This is a genomic window from Paratractidigestivibacter sp. (genome assembly GCF_052362415.1).
In the GTDB taxonomy this organism is placed as follows: domain Bacteria; phylum Actinomycetota; class Coriobacteriia; order Coriobacteriales; family Atopobiaceae; genus Paratractidigestivibacter.
On record NZ_DAWEMK010000140.1, the window covers coordinates 704 to 1,163 of the forward strand.

1 pseudogene is annotated in these 460 nt (G+C 65.7%); it reads left to right on the forward strand.

Features of this window, described 5'->3' with window-relative positions:
• Positions 1–460, forward strand: a pseudogene (locus ACT84W_RS09900) (amino acid--tRNA ligase-related protein); the annotation flags it as partial.

Genomic DNA, 460 nt, shown 5'->3' on the forward strand with positions numbered 1-460 from the left:
CGCATGCAGCCGGGCCACTTCTACGCCCTGCCGCAGTCCCCGCAGCTCCTGAAGCAGCTGCTCATGATCGGCGGCGTCGAGCGCTACTACCAGGTCGCCAAGTGCTTCCGCGACGAGGACCTGCGCGCCGATCGCCAGCCCGAGTTCACCCAGGTCGACGTCGAGATGTCCTTCGTCGATCAGGACGACGTCATGGGCTGCATCGAGACCGTTCTGTCCGAGGCGCTCGGCAAGATGGACGTCCAGATGCAGCTCCCGCTGCGCCGCATCCAGTACTGGGACGCGATGGACACCTACGGCTCCGACAAGCCGGACACCCGCTACGGCATGGAGCTCCACGACGTCACGCCGATCTTCGCGAACTCCAAGTTCAAGCTCTTCGCGTCCGCCGCGGCAGACGACAAGACCTTCGTCAAGGCCATCAACGCCAAGGGAGCCGGCCTGTGGCCGCGCGCGAAGA